This window comes from Cryobacterium sp. N22, assembly GCF_002929555.1.
GTDB lineage: Bacteria > Actinomycetota > Actinomycetes > Actinomycetales > Microbacteriaceae > Cryobacterium.
The window spans coordinates 648,669-671,239 of the sequence record NZ_PJJP01000039.1; the positions used below are offsets into that span (position 1 = coordinate 648,669).

General features: G+C 68.8%; 25 protein-coding genes. 12 read left to right on the forward strand and 13 right to left on the reverse strand.

The annotated features are described in order from the left end of the window. Positions 1–3 precede the first annotated feature (3 nt). Together CXY76_RS18515 and CXY76_RS18520 are read left to right on the forward strand one after the other, a co-directional pair. Positions 4–453 carry a nitroreductase family deazaflavin-dependent oxidoreductase gene (locus CXY76_RS18515; protein WP_104167085.1) on the forward strand — a complete coding sequence of 150 codons (450 nt, stop codon included), beginning with the start codon at positions 4–6 and terminating at the stop codon, positions 451–453. After that, positions 453–1,121, forward strand: coding sequence for a pentapeptide repeat-containing protein (locus tag CXY76_RS18520; protein WP_104167087.1), 669 nt, complete (start codon positions 453–455; stop codon positions 1,119–1,121). The genes CXY76_RS18515 and CXY76_RS18520 overlap by 1 nt, the downstream gene beginning before the upstream one ends. 18 nt (positions 1,122–1,139) lie before the next feature. Here CXY76_RS18520 and glpX read toward each other — a convergent pair whose 3' ends face one another. Next, positions 1,140–2,072, reverse strand: a complete 933-nt coding sequence (gene glpX / locus CXY76_RS18525) for a class II fructose-bisphosphatase (protein WP_199190380.1) — start codon at positions 2,070–2,072, stop codon at positions 1,140–1,142. Positions 2,073–2,299: 227 nt separating this feature from the next. Between glpX and fbaA the strand changes: the two genes are divergently transcribed. Together fbaA and CXY76_RS18535 are read left to right on the forward strand one after the other, a co-directional pair. Continuing rightward, positions 2,300–3,325 (forward strand): class II fructose-bisphosphate aldolase, encoded by a 1,026-nt coding sequence (fbaA, locus tag CXY76_RS18530; RefSeq protein ID WP_104167091.1) that lies wholly within the window; start codon positions 2,300–2,302, stop codon positions 3,323–3,325. A gap of 13 nt (positions 3,326–3,338) precedes the next feature. Continuing rightward, positions 3,339–3,926 (forward strand): DUF6264 family protein, encoded by a 588-nt coding sequence (locus CXY76_RS18535; RefSeq protein ID WP_104167093.1) that lies wholly within the window; start codon positions 3,339–3,341, stop codon positions 3,924–3,926. A gap of 6 nt (positions 3,927–3,932) precedes the next feature. On the opposite strand, the gene CXY76_RS18540 is transcribed toward CXY76_RS18535, so the two are convergent. Next, positions 3,933–4,973, reverse strand: a complete 1,041-nt coding sequence (locus CXY76_RS18540) for a 4-hydroxy-3-methylbut-2-enyl diphosphate reductase (protein ID WP_104167432.1) — start codon at positions 4,971–4,973, stop codon at positions 3,933–3,935. 131 nt (positions 4,974–5,104) lie between these two features. Here CXY76_RS18540 and xseA point away from each other — a divergent pair, with 131 nt between their 5' ends. The 5 genes from xseA to CXY76_RS18565 are packed head-to-tail and all read left to right on the forward strand — an operon-like array spanning position 5,105 to position 9,381. Then, positions 5,105–6,331, forward strand: a complete 1,227-nt coding sequence (xseA, locus tag CXY76_RS18545) for an exodeoxyribonuclease VII large subunit (RefSeq protein WP_233200030.1) — start codon at positions 5,105–5,107, stop codon at positions 6,329–6,331. A 15-nt stretch (positions 6,332–6,346) separates the two neighbouring features. Continuing rightward, the gene (locus tag CXY76_RS18550; protein WP_369826182.1) at positions 6,347–6,604 is read left to right on the forward strand and encodes an exodeoxyribonuclease VII small subunit; all 258 of its coding nucleotides are present in this window, start codon (positions 6,347–6,349) and stop codon (positions 6,602–6,604) included. Next, a complete protein-coding gene (locus CXY76_RS18555; RefSeq protein WP_104167095.1) occupies positions 6,601–7,278 on the forward strand; it encodes a DUF4245 domain-containing protein in 678 nt (225 codons plus the stop codon). Before CXY76_RS18550 ends, CXY76_RS18555 begins: the two co-directional genes overlap by 4 nt. After that, entirely contained in the window at positions 7,275–7,913 is a 639-nt protein-coding gene (locus tag CXY76_RS18560) for a carbonic anhydrase (RefSeq protein WP_104167097.1), read from the forward strand. The genes CXY76_RS18555 and CXY76_RS18560 overlap by 4 nt, the downstream gene beginning before the upstream one ends. 52 nt (positions 7,914–7,965) lie before the next feature. Further along, positions 7,966–9,381, forward strand: a complete 1,416-nt coding sequence (locus CXY76_RS18565; protein WP_199190358.1) for an aspartate ammonia-lyase — start codon at positions 7,966–7,968, stop codon at positions 9,379–9,381. Positions 9,382–9,452: 71 nt separating this feature from the next. Here CXY76_RS18565 and CXY76_RS18570 read toward each other — a convergent pair whose 3' ends face one another. The 3 genes from CXY76_RS18570 to CXY76_RS18580 form a co-directional block, all read right to left on the reverse strand. After that, entirely contained in the window at positions 9,453–10,802 is a 1,350-nt protein-coding gene (locus CXY76_RS18570) for a PhoH family protein (RefSeq protein ID WP_369826183.1), read from the reverse strand. 199 nt (positions 10,803–11,001) lie between these two features. Continuing rightward, positions 11,002–12,150 (reverse strand): aminotransferase class V-fold PLP-dependent enzyme, encoded by a 1,149-nt coding sequence (locus CXY76_RS18575; protein WP_233200032.1) that lies wholly within the window; start codon positions 12,148–12,150, stop codon positions 11,002–11,004. Then, positions 12,147–12,926, reverse strand: coding sequence for an isoprenyl transferase (locus CXY76_RS18580; protein ID WP_104167442.1), 780 nt, complete (start codon positions 12,924–12,926; stop codon positions 12,147–12,149). Before CXY76_RS18580 ends, CXY76_RS18575 begins: the two co-directional genes overlap by 4 nt. A 76-nt stretch (positions 12,927–13,002) precedes the next feature. Between CXY76_RS18580 and CXY76_RS18585 the strand changes: the two genes are divergently transcribed. Then, the gene (locus tag CXY76_RS18585; protein WP_104167099.1) at positions 13,003–13,704 is read left to right on the forward strand and encodes a hemolysin III family protein; all 702 of its coding nucleotides are present in this window, start codon (positions 13,003–13,005) and stop codon (positions 13,702–13,704) included. Between the two features lie 15 nt (positions 13,705–13,719). On the opposite strand, the gene CXY76_RS18590 is transcribed toward CXY76_RS18585, so the two are convergent. Both CXY76_RS18590 and mca read right to left on the reverse strand, forming a co-directional pair. After that, positions 13,720–13,983: a hypothetical protein gene (locus CXY76_RS18590; RefSeq protein WP_104167101.1), complete on the reverse strand. Its 264-nt coding sequence runs from the start codon at positions 13,981–13,983 to the stop codon at positions 13,720–13,722. Beyond that, complete coding sequence (gene mca / locus CXY76_RS18595; RefSeq protein ID WP_199190359.1) at positions 13,980–14,843, reverse strand: mycothiol conjugate amidase Mca; 864 nt, start codon at positions 14,841–14,843, stop codon at positions 13,980–13,982. Before mca ends, CXY76_RS18590 begins: the two co-directional genes overlap by 4 nt. Before the next feature lie 76 nt (positions 14,844–14,919). Here mca and CXY76_RS18600 point away from each other — a divergent pair, with 76 nt between their 5' ends. After that, positions 14,920–15,315, forward strand: coding sequence for a DUF4307 domain-containing protein (locus CXY76_RS18600; protein WP_158253943.1), 396 nt, complete (start codon positions 14,920–14,922; stop codon positions 15,313–15,315). A gap of 167 nt (positions 15,316–15,482) precedes the next feature. After that, positions 15,483–15,971 carry a transcription elongation factor GreA gene (gene greA / locus CXY76_RS18605; RefSeq protein WP_104167105.1) on the forward strand — a complete coding sequence of 163 codons (489 nt, stop codon included), beginning with the start codon at positions 15,483–15,485 and terminating at the stop codon, positions 15,969–15,971. A gap of 61 nt (positions 15,972–16,032) precedes the next feature. On the opposite strand, the gene ilvA is transcribed toward greA, so the two are convergent. The 6 genes from ilvA to CXY76_RS18635 are packed head-to-tail and all read right to left on the reverse strand — an operon-like array spanning position 16,033 to position 22,534. Then, positions 16,033–17,289, reverse strand: a complete 1,257-nt coding sequence (ilvA, locus tag CXY76_RS18610) for a threonine ammonia-lyase (RefSeq protein WP_104167107.1) — start codon at positions 17,287–17,289, stop codon at positions 16,033–16,035. Beyond that, positions 17,286–18,575, reverse strand: a complete 1,290-nt coding sequence (locus tag CXY76_RS18615) for an AI-2E family transporter (RefSeq protein WP_233200034.1) — start codon at positions 18,573–18,575, stop codon at positions 17,286–17,288. Before CXY76_RS18615 ends, ilvA begins: the two co-directional genes overlap by 4 nt. A 9-nt stretch (positions 18,576–18,584) precedes the next feature. Continuing rightward, on the reverse strand, positions 18,585–19,679 hold the full coding sequence (locus tag CXY76_RS18620) for an ABC transporter ATP-binding protein (RefSeq protein WP_104167109.1): 1,095 nt from the start codon (positions 19,677–19,679) through the stop codon (positions 18,585–18,587). Continuing rightward, positions 19,676–20,548: an ABC transporter permease gene (locus CXY76_RS18625; RefSeq protein WP_104167111.1), complete on the reverse strand. Its 873-nt coding sequence runs from the start codon at positions 20,546–20,548 to the stop codon at positions 19,676–19,678. Before CXY76_RS18625 ends, CXY76_RS18620 begins: the two co-directional genes overlap by 4 nt. Next, positions 20,545–21,387: an ABC transporter permease subunit gene (locus tag CXY76_RS18630; protein WP_233200036.1), complete on the reverse strand. Its 843-nt coding sequence runs from the start codon at positions 21,385–21,387 to the stop codon at positions 20,545–20,547. The genes CXY76_RS18625 and CXY76_RS18630 overlap by 4 nt, the downstream gene beginning before the upstream one ends. Positions 21,388–21,394: 7 nt before the next feature. Continuing rightward, positions 21,395–22,534, reverse strand: coding sequence for an ABC transporter substrate-binding protein (locus tag CXY76_RS18635; protein WP_104167113.1), 1,140 nt, complete (start codon positions 22,532–22,534; stop codon positions 21,395–21,397). Positions 22,535–22,571: the final 37 nt, after the last annotated feature.

Consider the following 22,571-nt stretch of genomic DNA (forward strand, 5'->3'; position numbering starts at 1 on the left):
GCCATGCCCCTGCACGGAGAGTACGAGCCCAGCCCCGAGAAGTGGGTCCGCGACCAGGTCGAGCTGTACGAGACCTCCGGCGGCACCACGGGCACCACCATGCGCGGGATGCCCGTGATCGTGCTGAGCACCCTCGGCGCCAAGTCCGGCAAGATCCGCAAGGCTCCGCTCATGCGCGTCGAACACGACGGCCGGTACGCCGCGGTCGCCTCACTCGGCGGCAGCCCGAAGAACCCGGTCTGGTACGCCAACGTGCTCGCGCATCCGCTGGTCGAGGTGCAGGACGGCCCGGTCCGACGCGACATGATCGCCCGGGAGATCACCGGCGACGAGAAGGCCCTCTGGTGGGAGCGCGCCGTGCTGGCGTACCCCGACTATGCCGACTACCAGGTCAAGACCGACAGGGTCATCCCGGTGTTCCTGCTCGAGCCCGTCGCCGAGCCTGCCTCCTGATGGCCAGGACACCGGCCCGGTCCAAGCGCCGCGGACCCCAGCTCGACCGGATCCTCCTCGACAACCTGCAGGACAACGACGGAGCCCTGGTGGGCCGCGGTGACGACCGGGAAGCCGAACGCTACAGCCGGGTGGACTTCTCCGGCCGGGACTTCACCGGCACCCGGTTCGCGGAGTGCGAGTTCCACGGCGTCGACCTGAACACCACCGTGCTGCGTGGCAGCACCTGGAACGAGTGCATCGCCACCGAACTGCACGCGGCGGTCTTCAGCGCACCACGATCGAGCTGGCGCGACGTGCGCGTCGAGCATTCCAGGCTCGGCTCGGTCGAGCTGTACGACTCCAACCTGCGCAGCGTGCAGCTGGACGGCTCGAAGCTGGACTTCGTCAACCTGCGCAACGCCACCCTGACCGATGTGCTCATCTCCAACTGCATCATCGACGAACTCGACCTCTCCAGCGCCACGGTGCAACGGCTCGAACTGCGCGACTGCCGCATCGGCACCCTCGACGTGGCCGGCGCACGGCTCAACGACGTGGACCTCCGCTCCAGCGACTTCTCGGCCATCCACAGCCTGGAGGGGCTCAAGGGCGCCACCATCGACGACGCCCAGCTCGCGCTGCTCGCTCCGTTGCTCGCGGCGCAGCTGGGCATCATCGTGGAGTAGTAGTACCGGGCAGGGCGCCTAGAGCCACTTCTCCGCGAGGTGCTCCGCCACGACCCGGCGGATGGTGCCGGTGCTGCCGCGCAGCACGATCGACTCGGTGCGGATCTTCGGACCCATCTTGCGCACGCCGCCGACCAGCTGGCCGTCGGTGACGCCGGTGGCGACGAAATAGGTGTTGTCGCTGGTGACGAGGTCGTTCACGCCCAGGATGCGGTCGAGGTCGTGGCCGGCGTCGATGGCCCGCTGGGCCTCCTCGTCGTCCTTGGGGTGCAGCTTGGCCTGGATGAAGCCGCCCAGCGCCTTCAGCGCGCAAGCGGTGATGATGCCCTCCGGGGTGCCGCCGATGCCGACGCACATGTCGATCCGGGTCTCGGTGATGGCCGCGTTGATGCCGCCGGCCACGTCGCCGTCGAGCATCAACCGGGTACCGGCGCCCGCGGCGCGCACCTCGTCGATGAGGCCGGCGTGCCGGGGCCGGTCGAGGATGGCGATGGTCATGTCGGACACGTCCTTGCCCTTGGCCTTCGCCAGGGCGCGGATGTTCTCGCCGATCGGCTGGCGCAGGTCCACAACACCGTGGCCCTCCCAACCGGTGACGATCTTGTCCATGTAGAACACGGCGCTGGGGTCGTACATGCTGCCCCGGTCGGCGACGGCGATCATGCTCAGAGCGTTCTGGCGCCCATTGGCGGTAAGCGAGGTGCCGTCGATGGGGTCCACCGCGATGTCGCAGGAGGGGCCGCGGCCGCTGCCGACGTGCTCGCCGTTGAAAAGCATCGGCGCGTCGTCCTTCTCACCCTCACCGATGACCACGACGCCGTCGAAATCGACAGTGCCGAGGAATTTGCGCATGGCGTCGACGGCGGCGCCGTCAGCGGCGTTCTTGTCGCCGCGGCCGATGAACGGCACGGCGCGGATGGCGGCGGCCTCGGTGGCCCGCACCAGCTCCATGCCGAGGCTGCGGTCGGGGTGGAGGTAGAGGGAATCGTGTTCAGTAGTCACTGTGTATTGGTGTCCTTCGAGATCGTATGTGGGTTGCTGAGGGACTGAGCCGGAACTTCGCCGGTACCCGGCCAGCATACCCAGCGCGCCTAGAGCGGGACCTTGGACCCCGAGCGCTCACACAGCAGCCCTCGCTACACTTGACGGACACCCCCGCTCGATTTCGAGGAGAAGCAATGCCCATCGCAACCCCAGACCAATACGCCGAAATGCTGAACAAGGCCAAGTCGAAGGGGTTCGCGTACCCCGCATTCAACGTCTCCTCCTCGCAGTCCATCAACGCCGTTCTCCAGGGCCTGACCGAAGCCGGCTCCGACGGCATCATCCAGGTCACCACCGGTGGCGCCGACTACTTCGCCGGTCACACCGTCAAGAACCGTGCCGCCGGCGCCCTGGCGTTCGCCAAGTTCGCGCACGCCGTTGCTGACAACTACCCCGTCACCGTGGCCCTGCACACCGACCACTGCCCCAAGGGCGCGCTGGACGACTTCGTCCTGCCCCTCATCTCGGCCTCCGAGACCGCCGTCGCCGATGGCTTCAACCCGATCTTCCAGTCGCACATGTGGGACGGCTCGGCCATCGCGCTCGATGAGAACCTCGAGATCGCCAAGGGCATCATCAAGCGCACCCAGGCGATCAACGCCATCCTCGAGGTCGAGATCGGCGCCGTCGGCGGCGAAGAAGACGGCGTTGAGGGCGACATCAACGACAACCTGTACACGACCTTCGACGACACCGTCAAGATGATCGAGGCCCTCGGCCTCGGCGACCAGGGCCGCTACATGGCTGCCCTCACCTTCGGCAACGTGCACGGCGTCTACAAGCCCGGCAACGTCAAGCTGCGTCCGGAGCTCCTGAAGGAGATCCAGGCCAGCGTCGCCGCCAAGTACGGCACCAGCGCGCTGCCCCTCGACCTCGTCTTCCACGGTGGCTCGGGCTCGACCGACGCCGAGATCGCCGAAGCCGTCGCCAACGGTGTCGTGAAGATGAACGTCGACACCGACACCCAGTACGCGTTCACCCGCGCCATCGCCGACTACATGCTGAAGAACTACGACGGCGTGCTCAAGGTCGACGGTGAGGTCGGAAACAAGAAGCTGTACGACCCGCGCGCCTGGGGCAAGGTTGCCGAGACGGCCATGGCCGCTCGCGTCGCCCAGGCCACCCGCCAGCTCGGTTCCGCCGGGCACTCGAACAGCTAGAAGAAACAACCGGATGACGATGGCAGAGAACGCTCCAGACCAGACCCCGGCGGTAACCCCGCCGGTGGACTACCGCCCCCAGCCCCGCTACGGCGAGCTGGCTCCGGAGGGCTGGACCTGGACCCCGCCGCAGGACGAACCCGTTCCTGCGGCCTCTGCCGTCGTTTCCACCACGGCGACACCCGCCCGGGCTGCGTGGGGATCGGCCGAACGGCCGGTCTCCGCGAAGCCGGGAACGGCTCCGGCCTGGGACCGGCCCCTCACCATCAGCCTGCTGGTCTTCGGGCTGATCGGCGCCTACTTCACCATCTCGATGCTCGGCAGCCTGCCGCAGGCCTGGGCCATGCTCTATGCACAGGCCGAACTGGGCGAGTACGCCGTGACGGACTCCGTCACCGCGATCATCAGCGCCGGCAGCATCGGCCAGGCCGTGGTCTGGGTGGCCGCGGCCGTCTCATCGATCCTGCTGCTGCTGCGCGGCCGCCGCGCGTTCTACGTTCCGATCATCGGCGGCGTCGTCGCGTTCGTGCTGCTCGTCGCGGCCGTGGGTGTCGTGCTCGCCGGCGACCCGGCGTTGCTCGAGTACCTCAGCCAGCCGTAACGCCTTCTACTCCGGCCGGCTGACCCTGCCGCCGAGCGCACGCGCGTCGGTCTTGCCCTGCAGGTCCTTGCGCAGTTCCTTGGGCAGCGAGAAGAGCAGGTCTTCCTCGGCGGTCTTGACCTGTTCAACGTCGCCGTAACCGGCGCCGGCCAGGTCGCGCAGCAGCTCCTCCACGAGCTCCTCCGGCACGGATGCCCCGCTCGTGACGCCCACGGTGTTCACGCCGTCGAGCCACTCCTGCTTCACCTCGTTGGCGTAGTCCACCCGGTAGGCGGCCTTGGCGCCGTATTCCAGCGCCACCTCGACCAGGCGCACCGAGTTGGACGAGTTCGCCGACCCCACCACGATGACCAGATCGGAGTCGCGGGCGACCTTCTTGATGGCCACCTGACGGTTCTGGGTGGCGTAGCAGATGTCGTCGCTGGGCGGATCCTGCAGGTTGGGGAACCGGGCGCGCAGCCGGCGCACGGTTTCCATGGTCTCGTCGACGCTCAGCGTGGTCTGCGACAGCCAGACCACCTTGTTCGGGTCGCGCACGACGATCGTGTCGGCCTCGTCGGGGCTGCCGACCAGCGTCGTGTGCTCCGGCGCCTCGCCGGCGGTGCCCTCGACCTCTTCATGGCCCTCGTGGCCGATCAGCAAGATCTCGAAGTCGTCGCGAGCGAAGCGCACCGCCTCGCGGTGCACTTTGGTGACGAGCGGGCAGGTGGCATCGATGGCCGACAGGCCACGAGCGGCGGCGGCGTTGACCACGGCCGGCGACACGCCATGCGCGCTGAAGACGATGTGCGAACCGGTGGGGACCTCATCCACTTCTTCGACGAAGATGGCGCCCTTCTTCTCGAGTTCGCTCACCACGTGGGTGTTGTGCACGATCTGCTTGCGCACGTAGACGGGGGCCCCGTACAGTTCGAGGGCCTTCTCCACGGCGATGACGGCCCGGTCCACGCCGGCGCAGTAGCCGCGCGGGGCCGCGAGCAGCACCTTTTTCGGCCCCTCCACCGGGGTATCCTTGAGCCTGTTGTGCAGGCTTGGAATTCTGGGCATGCCAAGGCCGATCACGGGCGCATTAGTACTGGTACTCACCCGAACAGTCTAAGCGGGCGCGTCTGAGCAGAGCGTCTGAACGAGATCCCGGCATCCGCACACGCAGACTCAGACCCAGATTCAGGAGCCCCATGAACGCAGTCACGATGCCCGCCGCGGGCAACGAGCCGCCCACCGTCGACGCCCCCTGGCCCGTCGCAGTGCTTTCCAACAAGATCCGCGGTTACATCGAACGGCTCGGCACCGCCTGGGTGGAGGGCGAGATCGTGCAGTGGGGCGCCAGCGGCGGCAACGTCTACGGCAAGCTCAAGGACCTCTCGGTGGATGCGACGGTGAGCTTCACGGTCTGGTCGTCGGTGAAGGCCAGGCTGACCGGTGACTTCAAGCAGGGCGACCGGGTGATCGCGCTGGTCAAGCCCAATTACTGGGTCAAGGGCGGCACCCTCACGATGCAGGTCTTCGAGCTGCGCCACGTAGGTCTCGGCGACCTGCTCGAACGACTCGAACGCCTGCGCGCGCAGCTCAAGGCCGAAGGTCTCTTCGACGTGTCCCACAAACGATCGCTGCCGTTCCTGCCGCACCGCATCGGCCTGGTCACCGGCAAGGACTCCGACGCCGAGAAAGACGTGCTCCGCAACGCCCAGCTGCGCTGGCCGGCCGTGGACTTCAGGGTTGTGCACGCCGCCGTGCAGGGCGACCGGATGGTCGGTGAGGTCACCGCGGCCATCCGGCAGCTGGATGCCGACCCCGAGGTGGACGTCATCATCGTCGCCCGCGGCGGTGGCGACTTCCAGAACCTGCTCGGCTTCAGCGACGAGTCACTCGTGCGCGCCGTCGCGGCCTGCACCACCCCGGTGGTCAGCGCGATCGGCCACGAGGCCGACCGGCCGCTGCTCGACGACGTCGCCGACCTCCGCGCCTCCACCCCCACCGACGCGGCGAAGCGGGTCGTGCCCGACGTCTCCGACGAGCTCAACCGGGTGCAGCAGGCGCGGGCGCGCCTGAGCAGCCGCCTCACCAGCCTCCTCGCCACCGAGGTCGACAGGCTCGGCCAGTTGCGCAGCCGGCCGGTGCTCGCCGGCGCCGACTGGATCATCGACACCCGGTCCCAGGACCTCACCCGGTACGTCGCACGCGGCACCGAGCTGATGCACCGCACCCTCGAACGTGCCGGCTCCAGCGTGGTCGAGCTGCGCTCCCAGCTGCGCGCCCTCTCCCCCCAGGGCACCCTGGACCGCGGCTACGCCATCGTGCAGCTGCCGGGCGGCTCCGTGCTGCGCTCCAGCGACCAGGCGCCGGCCGGCACCGAGCTCCTCATCACCGTGGGCGTCGGCACCGTGCCCGCGGTCTCGAAATAGATGGAAAGAAATAGGATGGATGACATGACTTCGCCCGCAGCCACGACTCCGAACACCCCCGGCACCGTTCCGGCGGTCGACTCGCTCAGCTACGAGCAGGCCAGGGACGAACTGATCCGTGTCGTCTCGGTGCTCGAGCAGGGCGCGTCCACGCTCGAGGAATCCCTGGCTCTCTGGGAGCGGGGCGAAGCCCTCGCGACCCGCTGTGAGGAATGGCTGATCGGCGCCAAGGCGCGCCTGGACGCCGCCCGCGGCGCGGCCAGCGCGGAATGAGCCGCAGCCCCCGGCCGCCGCGGGTCGTCGCGGAGCTCGGCCGCCCGGAGACCCCGGAGGAACGCGCCACCCGGCTGGCCACCAATTCCAAGAACTACCGGGCCCGCAAGACCATCAACAACCTCGTCTACGCGCTGCTGGCGACCCTCGGCGCGGTCATCGTGCTGGTGCTGATCGTGCCGCGCAGCGACACCCCCCTCGACCGTGAGATCGACTACGCCACCGTCGCCGCCCAGGTGCAGCCCGGCGTCGACGAGCCCCTCGTGGTGCCCGCGCTGCCGGTCGGTTGGCGTGCCAACGCCGCCCAGTGGCGTCCGGGCGGCAACGACGGGGTCTCGAGCTGGTATCTCGGCCTGCTCACCCCCAAGAACGAGTTCATCGGCCTCACCCAGGCCGTCGACGCGAACCCCACCTGGCTGGCCGAACAGCTCGACAAGGTCGACCCGACCGACACCATCAGCATCAACGGCGTGGACTGGGACGTGTACCGCAATCCCGCGCCGGCCGCCGACCGGGGCAACTTCGAGTCCGCCCTGGTCACCGAGGCCGGCGACAGCAGCTACCTCCTGATCGGCACGGCCACCGACGAAGAACTGACCGTGTTGGCCGACGCCGTCGCCGAGCACATCAACACCGAACAGACCGGCACCGAACAGAACGGCTCCAACGAATGACTGACACTCCCACACCAGCCCAGGTCTGGAACGACCTCGCCGCGGGCAACGAGCGCTTCGTGGCCGGCACGCCGCAACACCCCCGCCAGGACGTCGACCGTCGCGCCGAGACCGCGTTCGTGCAGAACCCCATGGCCGCCCTGTTCGGCTGCAGTGACTCCAGGCTGGCCGCCGAGATCATCTTCGACAAGGGCCTGGGCGATCTGTTCGTCGTGCGGAACGCCGGCCAGGTCATTTCCGATTCGGTGCTCGGCTCGCTCGAGTATGCCGTCGCCGTGCTCAAGGTGCCGCTGATCCTGGTGCTCGGCCACGACAGGTGCGGCGCGGTGCGAGCCGCCATCGACTCGCAAGCCGAAGACGCCGTGGCGCTGCCCCCGCACATCCAGTCCATCATCGAGAAGATCGTGCCGGCCGTGCGCCGCGTCAATGGACCGAAAACCGGCCCGCTCGACCCTGACGACGTCGACGCCTCCGCCGTGGGCCGGGAACACCTGCGCGACACCGTGGCGGAGCTCGTGCAGCGCTCGGAGATGATCAGCGCCGCCATCGCAGAAGGTACATTGGCTATCGTCGGTGCGAACTACAGGCTCCTCGAGGGCCGCGCAGATCCAGACCTCGTCGTCGGCGTCGTCTAAGAACTCTCGACACCGACCGGCAACCCGCATGAATCGAAAGGTATGACACACCGTGGTGGACATTTCAGCTGAAACAGAATTCCGGATCGAACACGACACCATGGGCGAGGTCCGGGTTCCCGCCGCCGCGCTCTACGGCGCGCAGACACAGCGGGCGGTCGAGAACTTCCCGATCTCCGGCTCCGTGCTCGAGTCCGCCCAGATCGCGGCCCTGGCCCGCATCAAGAAGTCCGCGGCCCTCGCCAATGCCCGTCTCGGCGTGCTCGACGCAGGCATCGCCGACGCCATCGCGGCCGCCGCCGACGAGGTCATCACCGGCCGGCACGACGCCGAGTTCCCCATCGACGTGTACCAGACCGGCAGCGGAACCTCCTCGAACATGAACATGAACGAGGTGCTCGCCACCCTCGCCACCCGGCGTCTGGGCAGCCCGGTGCACCCCAACGACCACGTCAACGCGTCACAGTCCTCCAACGACGTCTTCCCCACCTCGGTGCACATCGCCGTGACCAGCGCGCTCATCGACGATCTCATCCCGGCCCTGGACCACCTCGCGGTGGCGTTCGAGGCCAAGGCAGAACTGTGGGCGACCGCCGTCAAGGCCGGCCGCACCCACCTGATGGACGCCACCCCCGTCACCCTCGGCCAGGAATTCGGCGGCTACGCCCGCCAGATGCGCCTGGGCATCGAACGGGTGCGCACCGCGCTCCCCCGCGTCGCCGAGGTGCCGCTGGGCGGCACAGCCGTCGGCACCGGCATCAACACGCCGGCCGGTTTCCCGCAGCTGGTCATCGAGCTGCTCTGCGACGAGACCGAACTGCCGATCACCGAGGCCATCGACCACTTCGAGGCCCAGGCCAACCGTGACGGCCTGGTCGACGCCTCCGGGGCTCTGCGCACCATCGCCGTCGGCCTCACCAAGATCTGCAACGACCTGCGCTGGATGGGCTCAGGCCCCAACACCGGCATCGGCGAGCTGAGCATCCCCGACCTGCAGCCGGGTTCGTCGATCATGCCCGGCAAGGTCAACCCGGTCATCCCGGAGGCCGTGCTCATGGTCTGCTCCCGCGTGATCGGCAACGACGCCACCATCGCCTGGTCCGGCGCTTCCGGCGCGTTCGAACTCAACGTGGCCATCCCCGTGATGGGCACCGCTCTGCTGGAGTCGATCCGGTTGCTCACCAACGGCGCCCGGGTGCTCGCCGACAAGACCGTCGACGGCCTTGAGGCCAACCTCGACCGCGCCCGCGCGCTGGCCGAGTCGTCGCCGTCGATCGTCACGCCGCTCAACCGGGTGATCGGCTACGAGGCCGCCGCCAAGGTGGCCAAGCACTCCGTGGCCCAGGGCCTCACCGTGCGCGAGTCGGTCATCGACCTCGGCTTCGTCGAGCGCGGCGAGGTCACCCTCGAGCAGCTGGACACGGCCCTCGACGTGCTGAGCATGACCCGGCCGCCGCAGGCGCGTTAGCCCGTACCGCGAAAGCGGCGAAACGGTTGCTTCAGCTTCGCTGAGGCAACCGTTTCACCGCTTTCGTGCGCTTAGGCCAGCTCGTTACCTTCCAACATTTCCGTGACGAGGGCGGCGATGGCGCTGCGCTCGGACCGGGTCAGCGTCATATGGGCAAACAGCGGATGCCCCTTCAGGGTCTCGATCACGCTCGCGACACCGTCGAAGCGACCCACCCGCAGGTTGTCGCGCTGGGCCACATCGTGGGTGAGCACCACCCGGGAGTTCTGCCCGATGCGGCTGAGCACCGTCAGCAGCACGTTCCGCTCCAGCGACTGCGCCTCGTCGACGATCACGAAGGCGTCGTGCAGGCTCCGGCCGCGGATGTGGGTGAGCGGCAACACCTCGAGGATGCCACGCTCGACGACCTCCTCGAGCACGTTCTCGCTGACCAGCGCGCCGAGGGTGTCGAACACGGCCTGACCCCAGGGACCCATCTTCTCCTGCGCGTCACCGGGCAGGTAGCCCAGCTCCTGGCCGCCCACCGCGTACAGCGGCCGGAACACCATGATCTTGCGGTGCTGCTGACGCTCCAGCACGGCCTCCAGGCCCGCGCAGAGGGCGAGCGCCGACTTCCCCGTCCCCGCTCGACCTCCCAACGACAGGATGCCGATCTCCGGGTCCAGCAGCAGGTCGATCGCCAGGCGCTGTTCGGCCGACCGGCCGTGCAGGCCGAACAGGTCGCGGTCCCCGCGCACCAGGCGCAGCTCGCCCCGGCCGGTGACCCGGCCGAGGGCCGAGCCGCGGTCGGAGTGGATCACCAGGCCCGTGTTGACCGGCATGTCCTGCACCAGGCGGGTCTGCAGGGATTCCTTGTCGTAGAGGTCGTTGACCTGCTCGGCGCTCAGGGTGATCTCGTCCATGCCCGTCCAGCCGGAGTCCACCGCCAGCTCGTGCCGGTACTCGTCGGCGGTCAGCCCGATCGAGGCGGCCTTCACCCGCAGCGGCAGGTCCTTGGAGACCACGGTGACGGCGAGCCCGTCGTTGGCCAGGTTCATGGCCACCGCCAGGATGCGCGAGTCGTTGTCACCCAGCTGCAGCCCGGAGGGCAGCACCGACATGTTCGAGTGGTTCAGCTCCACCCGCAGGCTGCCGCCCTCCCCTACCGGGATGGCGAAGTCGAGTCGTTCGTGCTTGACCCGCAGTTCGTCGAGGTACCGCAACGCCTGCCGGGCGAAGTAACCGATCTCGGGGTCGTTGCGCTTGGACTCGAGTTCGGTGATCACCACCACCGGCAGCACGACGGAATGCTCGGCGAACCGGAAGATCGCCTTCGGGTCGGACAGGAGAACCGAGGTGTCCAGCACGAAGGTGCGCTCGGTTTGGTCGACCCCTGACGGTGTGTGTTCTTCGTTCAGGTAGTCGGTTCGATTAGCGGTCACAACCACTCCCACCCCGCACCCGAGGATGCGGATTCTTTGCGAGCGACCACAAGCTTTTTTCTCGAGCCGTACTTATGTGGCCGTCTCGATCAGGTGCCATACCTGATGTGATGAACGTACGTCGATTGGCTGGGAATTGGAAAAACGACACGCCCAACGTCACGAGGTGTTAACTTTCGTCGCGCGGGTGGCGGCGGAGTCAGTACCCGCCGGTGGCGGAGTACGCCGTGAAGGCGCCGCGCAGCATGTCGACGGTCTCGTCGGCGAGGTGGGCGTGCACGCTGAGCCGCACCGTGCCGCCGCGGGTCGTGACGGCCACGCCGTGGTTGTGCAGGGCGGCCCCGAGCGCCGTGAGGCGTTCGGCGGGCGGGGCGAGCACCAGCAGGCCGGCCCGTTCCCTGGCATCCCTGGCGGAGAGCACCGGAATGCCGAACTGGTCGGCCAGGTCGATCAGTCGTTCGACGTTGGCGCACACCAGGGCCTCGATGGCGGGCAGACCCGCGGCCTGGATCTCCTCGAGCGCCGTGGCGAACCTGGCCTGGGCGATGCCGTCGCCGTTGGTGACCCGGAACGCCGACGCCGCGTGCGCCGGCGGCGGTATCTCGTCCCACGGTTCGGCACGCTCGGTGCCGGTGAAGCCCGACACCACCGGGGTGAGCCGTTCCACGGCGCGGTCGCTCAGGGCGAGGAAACCGGTGCCCCAACCGGCCCTGACCCACTTCTGGCCGCCGGAGGCGACGACATCGGCCATCTCGTAGGCGGCATCCACCACCCCGAAGCCCTGGATGGCGTCGACGATGAGCAGCCTGTCACCGATGACCTGCCGGATGCCCTCCAGGTCGGCCCTGAAGCCCGTGCGGGAATCAACGAGGCTGACGGCGACCGCGACGGTGGTCGGGGTGAGCTGGTCGCGCACCTGGCCGGGCGTGACCTGCCCCGCGCTGTTCTCACCGCCGGAAGCCGTGAGCCACAGCGGTGTCGCCACGTGCAGGGCCTCCGCGGCGCGGCTGGCCGCGAACGGCAGGCTCGGGAAGTCCGCCGGCGAGAGCAGCACGTCGCCGGTCAGACCGAACATGGCGTGCATGAGGCCCATGCTGGTGTTCGGCTGGGACACGATCTGGTCGGCCCTGAACCCCAGACCCGCGGCCACGGCGTTGCGCATCCGCAGGTCCTGCTCACCGAAGTGCCCGAGGCTGCCGTACCGGGCCCTGGCCAGGATCTCGGTCTGGCCGCGTGTTTCGGCCACGACGGCACCAGACATGGGTCCGATGCGGCCGTAGTCCAGGTAGCCGGGGTCTTCGGTGAAGCCGTTCAGGTAGGCGGCGAGGGGCGCGTGGACCGCGCTCACCCGCCGAACCTGCGGTGCCGTTTGGCGAAGTCGCGCAGGGCCCGCAGGAAGTCGACCTGGCGGAGGTCGGGGCCGAGGGCCTCGACGAAATAGAACTCGCTGTGCGCGCTCTGCCAGAGCATGAAGTCACTCAGGCGCTGCTCGCCCGAGGTGCGGATGACGAGGTCGGGGTCCGGCTGGCCGCCCGTGTACAGGTGCTGGCCGATGAGTTCGGGGGTGAGGGTCTCCGCGAGGTCCTCGAGGGTGCCGCCGTGGGCGTGGTGGGTGGCGACGATGCTGCGCATCGCGTCGGTGATCTCGGTGCGGCCGCCGTAGCCGACGGCGAGGTTCACGTGCAGGCCGGTGTTGGCGTGCGTGCGGGCCTCCGCGGCGGTCAGGGCGCCCTCGAGAGGGCCGGGCAGGCATTTCTTCGACCCGACCTGCTGCACCTTCCAGTCGCGGTAATGCGAGAGGTCCTCGGCGAGGTCCGCGATGATCTCGAAGAGGGCGTCGAGTTCCTCGGTCGGACGCTGGGTGAGATTGTCGGCGGAGAGCAGGTACAGCGTGACGACGGAGATGCCGAGATCGTCGCACCATTCCAGGAATTCGCGCATCTTCGCGGCCCCGGCCCGGTGACCGTGGGCGGCGGAGTCGTAACCGAGCTGCTTGGCCCACCGGCGGTTGCCGTCGATGATCATGGCCACGTGCCGCGGCAGGACCGCGGCGGTCAGCCCGCGACGCAGCCGACGCTGGTAGACCCTGTAGAGGAGTCCGCGTCCGAGGGAGAATTGCCGCATCTGCACACAGTTACGCTAGCCCAATCCGGCCCCCGTTCGCGCCGCGGAGCCTTCGGCGCTGCCGTATCCTGACTGCATGGCCTCTACGGACGACATCCCGAATCTCCCCCTCCTCGAAGACGAGATCGAGCATCCGGTTCCCGAAAAGCCCACCTGGCGGGGCTGGATCCATGCCGGCACGTTCCCGGTGACCATCGTCGCCGGCATCATCCTCCTGGCCGCCGCCGACGGCCCGGCTGCCAAGTGGAGTTCGGCCGTTTTCGTGGCCAGCTCGATGCTCCTGTTCGGCAATTCGGCGCTCTACCACCGGTTCAACTGGCAGCCGCGCACCCGAATGGTGCTCAAGCGCATCGACCATGCCAACATCTTCCTGCTGATCGCCGGGTCGTACACGCCCATCACGGTGCTGGCGCTGCCGCCGGACAAGGCCGTGCTGCTTCTGTCGCTGGTCTGGGGCGGCGCCATCCTCGGCATCGCGTTCCGGGTGTTCTGGATCAACGCCCCACGGTGGCTGTACGTGCCGCTCTACCTGGCGCTGGGCTGGGGCGCGTTGATGTTCATCGTCGACTTCTTCCAGGCCGACGCCCTGATGATGACCCTGATCATGGTCGGCGGGCTCTGCTACTCGGTCGGCGCCGTCGTCTACGGTCTCAAGAAGCCCAACCCGATTCCCGGGGTGTTCGGCTTCCACGAGATCTTCCACTCACTGACCGTGGTGGCGTTCCTCTGCCACTGGTTCGCGATCCTGATCATCGCCACGCATCCGCTGTACCCGTAGGCGCGTACCCCTGAATCAGGCCTCCGGCGTGTCCTTCTTCTGCGCGGCCAGCGCGTCGCGTTCGGCGACCTCGGCCTGCAACCGTTCCTGCATCTCGGCACGGTAGGTGGTGCGGCGGATGCGCCGGGCCAGGTCCATGCCCAGCAGCAGGGTCACGGCCGCGACGAAGAAGATCGCGAAGAAGCCCCAGGGGCCCGGTGTGACCGTGTCGGGGTTGAACTCGGGCGGCGGGGTGTTGGACAGGATGAAGCCGGCCACGGGCGAGAAGAGGCCGCTCATGCGTCGTCCCTCACACCACTGAAGAGATCGGATTCGGGCATGTCGGTGTCAACTTTCGATTCGACGAGTTGGAAGTCCTCGTAGGGCCAGGCCTTGCGCACCATGTCGTTGGGCCAGAAGAAGAAACTGCTCGTGGGTGACACCTGGCTGGCATGCGACCGCAGGGCCTCATCGCGCACCTCCAGGAAGTCACCGATCGGCACGTGCGTCGTGGCCAGGTTCGGGTACTCGCTCATCCGTTCCCTGGCGCTGGCCAAGGGTTCGAGCAGGTCGGAGTCCGGTTCGGTGATGCTGAGCTCGAGGTACATGGCGTCCATGCGCTCGAGGTTGAAGATGCGGTCGTAGTACAGCTTGTCGATCTGCCACGGCGCGCCGGCATCCGGGTACCGTGTCGGGTCGGCCGCGGCACGGAACGCTTCGACGGAGACCTGGTGGCAGCGGATGTGGTCGGGGTGCGGGTAGCCGCCGTTCTCGTCGTAGGTGATGAGCACCTGGGGACGGAAGTCGCGGATGATGCGCACCAGGGGTTCGGCCGAGTACTCCAGCGGCACATCGGCGAAGGAGTTCTTCGGCACCCCGCCGTCGTCGGCCATGCCGGAATCCTGGTAGCCCAGCCAGCGGTGCTGGATACCCATCGCCTGCTGGGCGGCCGCCATTTCCCGGCGGCGGAGGCCGGCGAGGTCACGCTCGGCCATGGCCACGTTGGCCAGTTCATCGTTGAGGATGCTGCCGCGTTCACCACCCGTGCAGCTCACAATGAGCACCTCGGCGCCGAGGCTTCGGTAGTACGCGTACGTCGCGGCGCCCTTGCTCGACTCGTCGTCGGGATGGGCGTGCACTGCCAAGAGCCGCAGGGTCATGAAACTCCTCAGAAATGCCAGCTAACCTAAGGTACAAGCCTAATCGTTGAACCGTGAGTGTGGAGTCTGTGTGGCCGTGAGCAGCAACCTCGACGAACGCTATGGGCGAACCCCCGGCAGCACCCGCCGCGACCGCCGGGTGCTGTGGGTCGTCGCGGGACTCTTCGCGTTGATCCTCACCGGCTGGGTCGTCTGGGCGGGCCTGGACGGCGCGGGCCCCGCGATCGAAGCCAGGGACACCAGGCACCAGATCATCGACGAGAACAGCATCAGCGTGACCTTCGAGGTGTCGCTGCCGCCGGAGAACGCCGCCAGCTGCGCCGTGCAGGCGCTCAACGAGTCGTTCACCGTGGTGGGTTGGAAGATCATCGACCTGGCGCCGTCCGCCGACTACACCCGCTCGTTCACCGAGATCGTGAAGACGACGGAGTTGAGCAACACCGGATTGATTTACCGCTGCTGGTTGACCTAGACTGATGTATTCGCCCTGACAGAAGTCGGGGCGTCCGCTGTATGTCGTGACGTACTAGGCCGTGACGCACTAGGCCGTGACGGGCCCAGCGACGAACGGCCGCTCCGCGGCACCATCGGCGCACTATCTGCCGGCGCACCACCGATCAGCACGAGAAGGAGAGAACCATGACTACCGAAACCTCGGTCACCTGGCTAACCCAGGAGGCCTATGACCGCCTCGCTGCGGAGCTGGACACTCTCAGCACTGTTGCTCGGGTGGACATCGCCAACAAGATCGAGTCCGCGCGCTCCGAGGGAGACCTCAAGGAGAACGCCGGCTACCACGCGGCCAAGGAGGAGCAGGGCAAGATGGAGGCCCGCATCCGCACCCTCACTCTGCTGCTGCGCACCGCCGAGGTGGGCCACGCCCCCGAAAGCAAGGGTGTCGTCGAGCCCGGCACCATCATCACCGCCACCATCGCCGGTGACGAGACCCGCTTCCTCATCGGCAGCCGGGAGATCGCCGGCGACAGCGACCTTGACGTGTACAGCGAGAAGAGCCCCCTGGGCGAGGCCATCATCGGGCTCAAGGTCGGCGCGAAGACGAGCTACGAAACCCCCAACGGCAAGCAGATCGCCGTGGAGATCCACCTCGTGGAGACCTTCACGGGCTAATCGCCCCTGGTGACACGAACGGCCGGCTGCTCACGCAGCCGGCCGTTCTCGTGTGCCTGGGCTAGTCGGTGCGGGGATCGTACCCGGCGGCTCGCAGGGTGTCGACGACGTGCTGGCGGTGCTCGGGGCCGCGGGTCTCGACGCTGATGTCCAACTCGACCTCGCTGATCTGCAGGCCGGCGCCGTGGCGGGTGTGCAACACCTCGATGACGTTGGCGTGCGCCTCGGCGAGCAGCTCGGAGATGCGGGCGAGCTGGCCGGGACGGTCGGGCAGCATGATCCGCAGCTTGAGGTACCGGCCGGATGCCGCCAGGCCGTGGCTGATCACGCGCTGCATGAGCAACGGGTCGATGTTGCCGCCGGAGAGCACCGCCACGGTGCGGCCGGTGTTGGTGATTTTGCCGGCCAGGATGGCGGCGACCGAGACGGCACCGGCCGGCTCGACGACGAGCTTGGCGCGCTCGAGGAGCACCAGGATCGCCCTGGCCATGTCGTCCTCGCTGACGGTGACGATCTCGTCGACGGCGTCGCGGATGATGGCGAAGTTCAGCAGGCCCGGCTTGGCCACGGCGATGCCGTCGGCCATGGTCGGGGAGATGTCGATCGCGAGGGCCTCCCCCGCGGCGAGGGACGGCGGGTACGCCGCCGCGTTCTCCGACTGCACCCCGATGACCCGGATCCGACGATTGTGCCGCGCGGAGTACTGCTTGAGCACACTGGCCATGCCGGAGGTGAGCCCGCCGCCGCCGATCGGCACGATCACGGTCTCGAGGTCGGGCATCTGGTCGAGCACCTCGAGGCCGAGGGTGCCGGCTCCGGCCACGACATCCGGGTGGTCGAACGGCGGAATCAGGACCGCGCCGGTCTCGCGGGCGTACTCCGCGGCGGCCAGGAGCGGCTCCGCGACGGTGTGCCCGCGCAGGATCACCTGGGCGCCGTAGTCACGGGTGGCCTGGAGTTTGGGCAGCGCCACACCGACGGGCATGAAGATGGTCGCCTCAATGCCGAGCTCCCGGGCGGCGAACGCCACCCCCTGGGCGTGGTTGCCGGCGGAGGCCGCGACGACGCCGCGGGCCTTCTCCTCGTCGGTGAGCTTGGACAGCCGGTGGTACGCGCCGCGGATCTTGTACGACCCGGTGCGCTGCAGGTTTTCGCACTTGAGGAAGACCGGCGCTCCGAGGATCGTCGAGAGGTAGCGGGAGCTTTCCATCGGCGTGACGTCGGCCACCCGCGACACCACGGTGCGGGCGGTCTCGAAGTCTTCCAGAGTGGGGCCGGCCAGGGGTGTGCCGGCAAGAACTGCGGGGGTGTCTGTCATGGACGGGTCTCTCTTACTCTGCTCTCGGTGACGGCCACGCTGCGCTGCGGCCGGAAACCCGGCCGCTGCGGAATCGTCTGCCACAGAATGGAGCCGGGCGCCGGGCCGGCCGGCGGCACTCCCCCGCGCCAGGCGCCGCTATGGATGTAGCTGATCATAACGTTCAGCACGGCAGCGACGGGAACCGCGAACAGGGCGCCGGGGATGCCGGCCAGCAGCGCACCGGCCGCGACGACGAGCACCACGCCGAGCGGATGCACCTTGACGGCGGTGCCCATGATCAGCGGCTGCAGCACGTGGCCCTCGATCTGCTGCACGAGCAGCACCACCCCGAGCATCAGCAACGCCACGAACCAGTCGTTGAAGATCAGCGCTATCAACACGGCCACGGCGCCCGTGGCCACGGCGCCGACGATCGGGACGAACGAGCCCAGGAACACCAGCACGCCGATCGGGATGGCCATCGGAACGCCCAGGATCGCGGCTCCGGCGCCGATGCCGATGGCGTCGATCGTGGCGACCAGGATCTGCACCCTGGCGAAGTTGCCCAGGGTTCGCCAGCCGGCGGCGCCGGCCCCGGCGACGGCCGGCCGGGCCCGACGGGGGAAGATTCTGACGATCCAGTTCCAGATCCCCGCACCGTCGATGAGGATGAACAGCAGGCTGAACAGGGTGAGCAGCGCACCGGTGGCCAGGTGCCCCAGCGACGACCCCAGCGAGAGCGCTCCGGTGATGAAGATCTGGCTGTCGGCCTGGAGGGCGTCGACGGCCTGGCTGAGATAGCCGTTGATCTCGGCGTTGCTCAGCTGCAGCGGCGACGCCGCCAGAAGCTCCTTGAGGTTCGCGTACGACGCGGCGAACCTGGCGCTCAGGCCCACCGACCCGGCCGCGATCTGGGTGACGGCCAGGGTGACGAGGCCGGCGATGACCGCCAGGGTGCCGACCAGCGCCGTCGCGACGGCGAGCCCCTTGGGCCAGCGGTGCCGGGTGAGGAAACCGACCAGGGGCACGAGCAGGGCGGACACCAGCACGGCCACGAGCAGCGGGATCACGATGAAGCGCAGCTGCACGATCAGGTACAGCAGCACGGCGATCGCGGCGGCGATCACGAGGAGGCGCCACGCCCAGGCGCCGGCCAGGCGGATGCCCGCCGGGATGTTCTCGTCCACGCCGTTGGCCTCCGACTGCACGGGCGTGAGGACCGCCGTGATCGGCGCGGCCGAGGGACTCGATCGGACTGTGCGCCGGCGGCCGAACCAGCCGGGTCTTCCCGTGGGTGTGCTCACTGGACCAGTCTAGATCGCTGCTTCTACCGGCACGGGGGCACCGGCAAAGCGCACCAGCACGGCCGCGCCCACCATCGGCCGGTCCCGCACGTCGTGCTGCACCACGACGGTGCCGCCCTGATCGAGCTGCACGCTGGTGCGCCGCAACGAGCCGAGGAAGCTGGAGAGCAGCACGGTACCGGCCAGGCTCGTGCCGGCCGGGCTCGTGCCCGCGGTGGCCAGCGTCAGGTCCTCCGGGCGCACGAAGACCCGCACCGGGCCATCCGCGTGGGACGGGTCGAGCAGCGGCAGGACCACCCCGTGCACCTCGGCGAAGCCGTGCCGCACCACCCCGGGCAGCCGGTTGCTCAGCCCCACGAAGTCCGCGATGAACGGCGTCGCGGGCCGGGTGTAGAGCTCCTCCGGCGTGCCCACCTGCTCGATCCGGCCGTCCCGCATCACCGCGACCCTGTCGGCGACAGCGAGGGCCTCGTCCTGGTCGTGGGTCACGAACAGGGTGGTGATGCCCAGTTCGGTTTGGATGCGCCGGATCTGATCGCGCAGTTGCACCCGCACCTTGGCGTCCAGCGCCGAGAGCGGTTCGTCCAGCAGCAGCACCCTGGGCCGGGTGACCAGCGCCCTGGCCAGGGCCACCCGCTGCTGCTGGCCGCCGGAGAGCTCGTGTGCGAAGCGGCCGTAGTGGGCGTCCAGGCCCACCAGGGCCAGGGCCGCCGCGGCCCGCTCGCGGCGCTCGATGGACGGCACCCGGCGCATCCGCAGCCCGAATTCGACGTTCTCGCCCGCGCTGAGGTGCGGGAACAGCGAGTAGGACTGGAACACCATGCCCATGTCGCGGCGGCTGGTCGGCAGGCCGGAGACATCGTCGCCATTGATCAGGATGCGGCCGTCGTCGCAGCTCTCCAGGCCCGCCAGCACCCGCAGCGCCGTGGTCTTGCCGCTGCCGCTGGGGCCGAGCAGGGCCACGAGTTCACCGGCCTGCAGGGTGAGGTCGAACTCGGTCAGCGCGAGGTGGCTGCCGTAGCGCTTGGCCACCCCGGAGAATTCGACGACAGTCTTCTGCTGCACGGCCTTCTGCTGCAGTGCGGGCGTTTCGGTGTGACTCATGACTGGACTCCGCCGGAGGTTGGGGTGGTCGGGGTGGTGGGGTCTGCGCGGGCCGGCCGGCGACGTTCGGTGCCGAGCCGGCCGATGGCCAGCAGGAGCAGGAATGCCACGAACAGCGCCAGCAGGGAGAGGATCACGGCGCTGTACGGGTCGTTCTTGCTCACCACCACGAGCGCGGTCTGCAGGTTGACCCGGCTCAGCAGCGACGCGATGGTGAATTCGCCCAGCACCACCGCCACGGCGATGAACGCGCCGGCCAGGATGCCGCGGCGCAGGTTGGGCACGAGCACCCGCAGCAGCACGCTGAGCCAGCCGGCGCCGAGGCTGCGCGCCGCCTCGCTGAGCGTGCGCACGTCCACCCCGTCGAGGTTGGACTGGATCGCCCGGTAGGCGAACGGCAGCACCGTGATGCCGTAGGCGAACGCCAGCGTCCACACGCCGCTGCCCACGAACCGGGCCAGCCCGCTGAACACCGGGGCCAAGCCCACCACCAGCACGATCGCGGGGATGGAGATCGGCAGGATGCAGAGGATCTCCAGGGTGCGGCGGAGGCGCGGGAACCGGATGTGCACGAGCAGCATCGTCGGCACCAGAAGCACGAGCACGATCACGACGGTGCCAACGGCCAGTCCCACCGAGTTAGCCAGGGCCACCAGAACCGGCGCGTACTCGCCGGTCAGACCGTTCTGGAACAGCTCGATCCAGCGCTGGAAGTCGTAACCGCCGACGAGGCCGCGCCGCAGGGTGAACTCGATCATCGCCAGGATCGGCACCGCGAAGACCAGGCCGACCGCACCGAGGATGAGCAGCCGGGTGGCCCGGCCGGGCGCGTGCGCCACGCCGCGCACCGAGCGGATGCCCGCCGTCATCGCTGCCACCTCGCGGCGCGGGACTGGAGACGGGAGTAGCCGATCATCACGACGGTCATCACGAGGATCATGCCCAGGGACAGCGCCCCGGCGAGGTTCTCCCGGCCGAGCATGGTTTCGCTGGTCAGCGCCGACCGGATCTGCAGCGGCACGATCTGCGCGCCCTGGCTGGTGAGGGTGGCGGCCGTGGCGTAGGAGGAGAACGCGTTGGCGAACAGCAGCAACAGGCTGCCCAGGAACGACGGTGCCAGCACCGGCAGGCCGATGCGCAGCCAGTAGGTGCGCGCGGTGCCGCCGAGGGTGGCGTTGGCCTCGGCCCAGGTCGTCTTGAGCGACGCGAGCGCCGGCATGAAGGTGATGATCATCAGGGGCACCTGGAAGTAGATGTACGGCAGCACCAGGCCGGGCAGCTCGTAGAGCCAGACGCCGTCGGCGAAGATGTCGATGCCCAGGCGCTCCTGCAGCAGCAGGGTGACCATGCCCTGGATGCCGATGGTCGCGGTGAACGCGAAGGCGAGCATGGCGCCGCCGAACTGGGCGATCACGCTGCTGAGCGAATCGACGGTGGAGCGCAGCGCCCCGCCGGTTCGGGCGCCGAGCAGGGCGTAACAGACCAGGGCGCCCACGACGGCGCCGATGATCGCGGTCAGCGCCGACAACCAGATCGAGCTGCCGAAGGCGGCCAGGACCACGGGGTCGCCGAGCGCGGCAACGGTGTCGAGGGTGAAGCCGCCGTCGTTGCCGACGAAGCCGGTGCCGACCGCGATCAGGGTCGGCAGGGCCAGGAAGAGCAGCACGTACACCGCGAACGGCAGCAGCCCGAAGGCTGCTGCCGGCACACGGACCCTACTGGACAGCCGCGGCCCACTTCTCGCCGAGCAGCGTGGCCGCGGCTTCGCTCTGCGCGGCCGTCGGAACCACTGTGGTGTCCGGCACGGCGGGCAGGGCGTCGAAGAGGTCGGCGTCGATGGTGCCTTCCGCGGCCATGGCGTCGGCGCGCGCCGGGCGGGCGCCTCCTTCGAGCCACAGGTTCTGGGCGTCGTCGCTGTAGAGGAATTCCTGCCAGAGGCGCGCGGCGGCCGGGTGCGGCGCATCCACGTTGATCGCCTGGTTGTAGTAGCCCGCGTAACCGGTGCCGGGGAAGACCACGACCTCCCAGTTGCGCTCGCCCTCCAGCTGGGTGCCGTAGCCCACGTTGAGGTAGTCCCAGTCGAAGACCACCGGGGTCTCGCCCGAGGCGATGGTGGCGGGGGTCGGGTCGATCTTCACGAAGTTGCCTGCGGCGTTGAGGTCGCCGAAGAAATCGATGCCGGCCTGGAAGTCGTCCACGGAGCCGTCGTTCTGCACGGCGGCCAGGCCGACCGCGGCGAACGCCGCACCAGCCTGGGTCGGGTCGCCGTTGATGGCGACCTTGCCCTTATAGTCGGCGCCGAGCAGGTCGGCCAGGGACTCCGGTGCGGGCACGGCGTCGGGGTCGTAGCCCACGGCCATGTATCCGCCGTAGTCGCCCACGAACAGGCCGCTTTCTTCCTTGAGCGCGTCGGGGATGTCGGACCAGGTGGCCACCTGGTACGGGGCGAACTGGTCGGTGTTGGCCAGGGCAACGGCCAGGCCCAGGTCGAAGACGTCGGGGGCGGTGTCCTGGCCGGCCAGGTTCTCGGCGGCCTGGATCTCCTCGGCGCTGGACCCGTCGGGGGCGGCCTCGGTGATGGTGATCTCGGGGTACTTCTCGGCGAAGAGGTCCAGCACCGCGCCGTAGTTGGCCCAGTCCCGCGGGAGGGCGATGACGTTCAGGGCGCCCTCCTCGATGGCGGCGGCCTCGAGGCCGGCCAGGTCGCCGAAGGCGGAGATGCTGGTGGCGGCGGCCGCGTCGACGGAACCGTCGGTGCCGGTCGCCTCGGCGGCGCCGCCCGCGCAGCCCGTGAGGGTGAGGGCGACGATGGCGGTCGCGGCGAGGGAAGCGGCCAGGGTGCGGGTGGTAGGCAAGGGTCCTCCGTTGTATGAGCGTGTGACGTTCGGCTGC